This is a genomic window from Listeria marthii (assembly GCF_014227425.1).
In the GTDB taxonomy this organism is placed as follows: Bacteria; Bacillota; Bacilli; order Lactobacillales; family Listeriaceae; genus Listeria; species Listeria marthii.
The window spans coordinates 471,414-479,273 of the sequence record NZ_JAASWB010000003.1 but is presented as its reverse complement, the minus strand read 5'-3'; the positions used below and the strand labels follow the sequence as shown (position 1 = coordinate 479,273).

Annotated in this window: 4 protein-coding genes; 3 read left to right on the top strand and 1 reads right to left on the bottom strand. The window is 36.1% G+C overall.

What is annotated here, in order from left to right; genetic code table 11:
- The 3 genes from HCJ55_RS07705 to HCJ55_RS07695 form a co-directional block, all read left to right on the top strand.
- The coding region (locus tag HCJ55_RS07705) for a MucBP domain-containing protein (RefSeq protein WP_260451366.1) at positions 1-2,660 on the top strand (2,660 nt) is incomplete at its 5' end.
- A 298-nt stretch (positions 2,661-2,958) separates the two neighbouring features.
- Positions 2,959-5,661, top strand: a complete 2,703-nt coding sequence (locus tag HCJ55_RS07700; protein WP_185517653.1) for a MucBP domain-containing protein — start codon at positions 2,959-2,961, stop codon at positions 5,659-5,661.
- A 121-nt stretch (positions 5,662-5,782) separates the two neighbouring features.
- Positions 5,783-7,141, top strand: coding sequence for a DUF1254 domain-containing protein (locus HCJ55_RS07695; RefSeq protein ID WP_185502109.1), 1,359 nt, complete (start codon positions 5,783-5,785; stop codon positions 7,139-7,141).
- A 47-nt stretch (positions 7,142-7,188) separates the two neighbouring features.
- On the opposite strand, the gene HCJ55_RS07690 is transcribed toward HCJ55_RS07695, so the two are convergent.
- Positions 7,189-7,782, bottom strand: coding sequence for a YdeI/OmpD-associated family protein (locus tag HCJ55_RS07690; protein ID WP_185517650.1), 594 nt, complete (start codon positions 7,780-7,782; stop codon positions 7,189-7,191).
- Positions 7,783-7,860: the final 78 nt, after the last annotated feature.

The following is a 7,860-nucleotide window of genomic DNA, read 5'->3' as shown; positions in this document are numbered from 1 at the left end:
ATACAGGATTACGTCAGTTAACAACGGTGATTGCTAAAAATAATCCAGAATTAGTCAATTTAGGTTACTACGCTATGAGTAACGTCTACTTTAGTCAAGTCGCAAGTTTAACGAAGGTCGAATTAGTCAATCTCCCGAAAGTAACGAAAGTAATCCTTGACCGGAATAGTATTAGCGAGTTGAACGTTACTGATTTATTCATTGAAAATCTCCCAGTACAAGGAAATAAACTAACTGATAACGTGTTCGATAACCTTCAAAATCTGCCTAATTTAAAAACATTAGACCTGTCCCTGAATCAACTAACAGAAGTGAAGCTAGACAAAATAGATGTAGAAAATCTCCCTAATTTGATATCATTAAATATGGAAGGGAATTCGGAACTAACTTCAATAAACATCCAAGATCAACCCAAATTAGTAGACGTAAAGACTTCTTCAAATACAGGATTACGTCAGTTAACAACGGTGATTGCTAAAAATAATCCAGAATTAGTCAATTTAGGTTACTACGCTATGAGTAACGTCTACTTTAGTCAAGTCGCAAGTTTAACGAACGTTGAATTAGTCAACCTTCCCAAAGTAAGAGTAGTGCGATTAGATCGTAATAGTATCAATCAAATCGAGCTAAATAATTTAGAGGCTGTAACAGAAGTGAATCTAAACTATAATAAAATAACAAGCGATAGCATAGCGGAATTTGAAAATATGCCGATACTAGCGACGCTGAATTTAAACAATAATCAAATTACCGATATAAATGTGCTTAATGACTTCTCAGAAATAACTACTTTAAAGATCGAATCGAATTCTATCGGTGTTTTACCAAGTAATCTAAAAACAAAAATGCCAAAATTAACGACACTGAGTGCAATAAATCAAGTGATTACGCTAAACAAAGTAATTACTTTAGATGAAGAAGATTTAATTATTAACAATGAAATTAGTAATTTTGGTAAACTAAGCCAACCAATCCCGATATCAAATTCAGGAACATATGCAAATGAAAAACTAACTTGGTCCTATGAAAGAATCAAAAGTTTAACAGAGGTTAATTTCCAATTTTCTGAGCGAGTTAATGCAACTGGCATAGACGGAAACTTTTCAGGAAAAGTCACGCAACCATTTAAAAGATCTACCGTTCCAGTAATTAATGCAGATACAGAAATTCATTACCCGCTAGGAACAGAAAAAACAGAAGCTGCTTTTTTAAGTGAGATTCATGCACAAACAAGTGATGATTTAGCTATTACAAGTGATTTTGAAACAATGGTAAACTTAAAGAGAGTGGGGATATACACTGTAACGTTAAATGCCGAGAATATAGACGGAATTAAGGCTATTCCAAAAGAAGTGACCGTGTACATTGATTCTGTACAAGGTGCTAATATAACGGTGAAACACGAAGACAAATCCGGGAATAAACTGGCAGAAGATAGCGTATTAAGTGGAAATGTCGGAGAAGCATATAACTCAAGCGCAAAAGAAATTTTTGGTTACACATTAACGGAAATGCCTACAAATGCACAAGGCGAATTTAGCTTAGAAGAACAAACAGTGACTTATATCTACGCAAAAAATCCTACTCCAGCCAAAGATATTACAGTACAATACACGGATGAAGAGGGAATCGAAATTGCAACTAGTGATACATTGTCAGGTAATATGGATGAAGATTACGTTACAACAGCGAAGACCATTATAGGCTATACTTTAATGGAAACGCCGAGTAATGCGACGGGCAAGTTTACCGAAAACGATCAAATAGTAAGATATACGTATCGTGCGATTCAAGCAGATCCAATTTTAGCTAAAGATGTCACGGTGAACTACCAAGACGAACTTGGAGCTGAAATTAGTGAATCAGAAGTATTAACTGGTGAAATTGGTGAGACTTACACAACAGCAGCTAAAATAATAGAAGGCTATACCTTAATGGAGACACCTACTAACGCTGATGGCATTTTTACTGAAACACCTCAAACTGTAACGTATGTATATCGAGTAGAGAACAATCCGGTAGCAGCAAACATAACTGTGAAACACCTTGACGAAAGTAGTAACGAGCTAGCCCCAACGGAAGTACTAAGCGGAAAAATTGGGGAAGCTTATACAACAAAAGCAAAACAACTAGAAGGCTATTCACTAGTAAAAGAGCCAAGTAATGCTAGCGGGAATTTCACAACAGAAGCTCAAACGGTTATCTATATGTATAAAAAGGATGCTATTCAGGCATCCAAGATTATTGTGAAATATGAAGATATAACAGGGAAAGAACTTGCCACAAGTAGTGTGTTAACTGGCAATATTCATGATTCCTACACAACTACACCTAAGGAAATTAAAGGCTATACCCTCGTGCTAAAACCAGCCAACGCAAGTGGTAAATTTATGGTAGAGGCTCAAACAATTAAATATATTTATCGTGCGAATAAAGACGAGGTAAAGCTAAATGTAGAAATAATTGGGGATAATTCAAATGGAGACATTCAACCACCGAATAACCACCAACCAACGAGTAGCAACCAACAAATCCTACCTCGAACAGGAAATCAGCCGCTAGATATGATTTTTGGACTGGGTATTGTACTAGTATTTCTAAGTATCCTATGGCTGCGCCGAAATAAAAGCGAAAAAGATAAATCAAATAACTGCAGATAATCTTTCTTACAAAAAACTCTCCTTAGCACATGGAGAGTTTTTTGTTTGTGATTGATATCATAATTGGGATAAGAGTGCAACTATAAAAAAGTTCAAAAATATACTTTTACTTATGATTGTGTGAACGTTGTGTGAACAAAAACAGTGAAGTTCAAAAAAAACCTAATACTATGTTTAAATGTTAGGCTTACTGTTGCTATAATTATTAAATATATAGATAAAATAATTTTACATATCAAATAGTAAAATCAGCGCGTCCTTTACTATAATCACTACTAACATCTGAGGAGAATTAATCATGAAACAAAGGATAAGTACTATCATCATAGTCGGAATACTACTTTTTCAATCGTTAAGCGCTTATCCTTTAATGATTGATGCAGTAGAGAATGAGAATACGAAGCTAACCCTAAAACAAAGTCCCAATAAAACAACACTTCAAGCAGGAGATACATATGCAAAGGTCTTTCCAGATGCGGCACTAGCCCAAGCCATTGCCAAAGCAGCAACCGGTTCTGAAGACACGAGCAAAATAGTAACACAAGCAGATTTGAATAAAATCATCATTTTAACAGCAAACGCCAAAGGTATTGCTGATTTAACGGGAATGGATTTATTGGTTAAAGCAACAACTATCAATTTAAATAATAACCAAATAACAGACATTTCTCCACTAACTCAATTACCCAATTTAGTGAAATTATATTTAAGTGATAATCAAATTAGCACAGTTACTTTAAATGCAGAAAATCAACTGCCGAGGTTAACTACACTTAATATCCAAAATAACCCTACACTGACAGTTATTGATGTACAGGACCAGCCGAAATTGGCTAATGTACAAACTTCCAAGTATTTAGATTTGACCAATTTAACAACTGTTATTGCTAAAAATAATCCAGAATTACTTAACCTAGGATATTTTAGTGAAGAAGGTGTGTACTTTGGTAATATACCGAGTTTAACGAAAGTAGAAATGGTGAATCTTCCAAAAGTAAAAGCATTAAAATTTCACCATAGTAAAATACAAAAGGCTGTAATGGATAATTTACCAGCCGTTACATCAGTGACTCTGCAAAATAATAGCTTACAAAGTGACAGTGTCATTCAAAATATGCCAAAGTTGACGACTTTAAATTTACTAAACAACAAACTGACAGATATTAATATGCTTAAAGGGTTACCAGCAGTAACTTCTATGGATATCGCATTTAATGCCATTAGTGTTTTACCAAGCGATCTGCCAACCATTATGCCTAACCTAAAGATATTAACTGCAGGGAGCCAGTCAATAGTTTTAGAAAAAGTCGTTGTTTTAGATGATTTAGTTATTGATAATAAAATTAGTAATGTGGGGGCAGTAGTCCAACCAAATTTTATATCAGATAGTGGTGTATACGCAAATAACCAAATAACCTGGTCTTATAAAGCACTCGAAAATCTTGATTCAGTTAGTTATGAATTTAATGAACCAATTAATATAACTGGCGTTAAAGGTTCTTTCACAGGAACTGTAAGACAACAAGTTAAAGCATCTACCGTACCAATCATTAGTACAGATACTGAAATTCGTTATCCGCAAAGAATCGAGAAAACCGAAACTGAATTTTTAAGTGATATTCAGGCGCAAACCAATGATGGAACGCCAGTGACAAGCAATTTTGAATCCATCGTTAATTTGAAAAAGGTTGGAACATATGTAGTGACAATCAGCGCAGTGAATGTCGACGGGGTTAAAGCTATTCCAAAAGAGGTGACGGTTTACGTTGATCCGGTACCAGCAGCAAATGTGACGGTTAAGTATGAAGATACAACTAAGAAAAAAATTGCGGAAAGCGTCATTTTAACTGGATATATCGGCGAAGATTATCATTCAAGCGCGAAAGAAATTGCAGGCTATACATTAACGGAAACGCCGGCAAATGCAGAAGGCGGATTTAGCTCGGAAGAACAAACGGTGACGTATGTTTATTCGAAAGACATTATCCCGGCTGCAAATATTACGGTACAGCACGTGGACGAAGAAGGAAACGAACTGGCACCAAGTGAAATATTATTAGGAAATATCGATGACGAGTATAACTCAAGCGCGAAAGAAATTGCAGGTTATACATTAACGGAAACACCAGCAAATGCACTAGGTATATTTAGCGCGGAAGAACAAACAGTGACATATGTCTATTCCAAAGACCCTGTCCCAGCCGCAAACATTACGGTGCAATACGTGGATGAAGAAGGAAGCGAACTGGCACCAAGCGAGATACTATTAGGGAATATTGGTGAAGAATATCATTCAAGCGCCAAAGAAATTCCAGACTATACATTAACTAAAACGCCAGCAAATGCAGAAGGCGAATTTAGCGCAGAAGAACAAATGGTGACGTATGTTTATTCGAAAATCCCTGTTCCGGCCGCAGATATCACGGTCCAATACGTGGATGAAGCAGGCAATGAACTAGTAACGAGCGAAATTTTATCAGGAAATATTGGCGATGACTACACGGCAACAGCCAAAGAAATTGTAGGTTATGCACTCATTGAAACTCCAAGCAATGAAATGGGCAAATTCAGCGAAACCAGCCAAACAGTAACTTACGTGTATCGTACGCGTAAAAACGAAGCAATTTCTGCTAAAAGTGTTACGGTGCAATACATCGATGAACACCAAAATGAATTAGCAATGAGCGAGGTATTAAGTGGAGGAATCGGCGAAACATATTCTACAGAACCCAAAGAAATCCAAGGCTATACGCTCATAAAAAAACCAGCTAACGCAACTGGAAAATTTATGCTAGAAGAACAAACAATCAACTATATTTATCAAGCTAAATTAGACGTAACATCGGATACTTCATCTGGAAATACGTTAAGAATTAAGAATAAGCTCCCTCTACCGCTAACAGGAGATTTACAGTCAAATTTGATTTGGGGATTAGGCTTACTTTTTGTACTATTTAGTAGCATATGGCTCTATAAAAACAAGCGAAAAAAGAAAAATTAATACTAGTTATCACAAATAAATCTTCTCGCACGAGGAGATTTTTTGTTTTACGCTTGAACATCCAAAAACAGGGGTATTATACAAGTGTTCTAAAAAAAGCTAATTGAAGGAGGATTTTTACATGAAAAAAATGCTACCTGAGAGTAAAGTAGAGGCAATCAGAAAAGAGGGATTTTTAAATCGGGCTGTTGAGGCTTACCGGTTTTTCTATCCAACTGTATCCAACGTATCAAATTTTAAGGCTTTACAAGGATTAGGAATTACTGAGAACCACGATTTTATTATTCAACTTACGACTCCTGATTTAAATGTACTGACGCAAAATTCGGATACCCCGTATTGCCTTGGAACAGGAAACACTGAGAATGGTCCAGTTGTCATCGAATTACCACCGGGCGCAATCGTTGGCGTGGCGGATGATATTAATTTTAAATTTATTACGAATATGGGATTAACAGGTGACGAACAAGGTAAAGGGGCTAAATATTTATACTTACCACCTAATTATGAAGGTGATATTCCGGAAGGCTACATAATTCGAAAACCTTCTAGCTATCGTTTCCTTATTTGTTTGCGGGCGATGGTTCACCAAGCAAGTGACTATGAAAAAGCATTTGCGCTTCTTAAAGAAGTTAAATTTTATCCATTAAAAGAAAAAGATAACAATCCAGTAAGTACATTCCATGATTTTTCGCATCGTAAAGCAATTTCAACTCCATATTATGTTGAAGGGAAATTCGAGTACTGGGAAGTAATTAAATGGGCGCTCGATAATGATAAAACCGATCCAGAATACTACCAAATGTATGGATTGCTAAAAGCGATTGGTTTAACGCCAAATAACGAATTTAATCCAGATCCAGATAAAAAAGCATTATTAATTGAAGCTGCCGAAAAAGCGGATGATATGATGTTCGTGAATTCCTTTAATACAGATGATCCGGCTGCAATTACTTGGCCAGGAAAGAAATGGGAATGGGCTGTATACGGTGAAAATAACGACTTCTACGAAAAAACTTATTTAAATCTTCCTGTAAGAGAGCGTTGGTTCTATCAAGCGACACTCGAAACACATATGATGTTTATGCATAAAGTCGGATTTGGCTCCGTTTATATGCTTGGAGTGAAGGATAAGGAAGGAAATTATTTGGATGGTGGCAAAAATTATACATTAAAAGTACCAACACCAGTACCATCCAGCATTTTCTGGTCAGTAACAGTTTATGACATGGACACGCGTTCAGAAATTGTTACCGAGCAATTTATGCCTGCGCTGAATTCCATTAAAGATACATTCGAAGTAGATGCTGACGGAAATACAACGCTCTACTTTGGACCAAATCCACCGGAAGATGAGTCGTTACCATGGATTCAAACAGTTCCTGATGCCAATTGGTTCACCTATTTCCGCATTTACGGACCAACCGAACCAGCCTTTGATAATAGCTGGCAACTATATGATTTTGAAGAAGTAAAATAAACAAAAGAGGCGCAACCATTCGCAGGTTGCGCCTCTTTTTTGTTAGGTTAATCATTCAGTCCTAATCCATCTAAAATAGTTGCTTCATATTTTTCAATTCGCGAAACACGTGTTTTCGATTGTTTAGGGGCCGCAAAATAAAGCAAGTAAGCTTTTTGACGACCAGGAGTTAATGCTTCAAAAGCTGTTTTTAAAGCAGGTAGCTCTTCAAATTTCACAAGTAATTCTTCTGGGATAGGCATTTCGGCTCTTGGTTTAAGCTCCACTTCTAATCCCGCTTTTTCCACATCAATGGCATTTTGAATATAAGCTTTTAAAAACTCTTTTTGATCAAGGATTTCTTGTAAATTAGTGAAACGAATTTGTCTGGCAGCTTGTACATTTTCCGTTTGCTGTACTAAAATGTTTTCCGGATCACGGAGAAGTGCACCTTTCATAAAGAGTAAAGCGCAATAATCTTTAAAACCATGAATTAAGAATACATTGCCGCCATTGAGAGCGTAACAAGGTTTTCCCCATTTGAATTCTTCTTCTAGTTCAAACTTGATTGCTATTTCTCTTAATGCTTTGAATTCAGCTTGCCAAGTGGATGGTTTAGCTAGAAACGCATCTACCTTAGGATTTAATTCGGTTTTTGCCATAAAGAATTCCTCTTTTCTACACTTTTTCATTTAAAAATAATTCTTTGATACGTGTTATTTTAACTTAATATGAAAGGC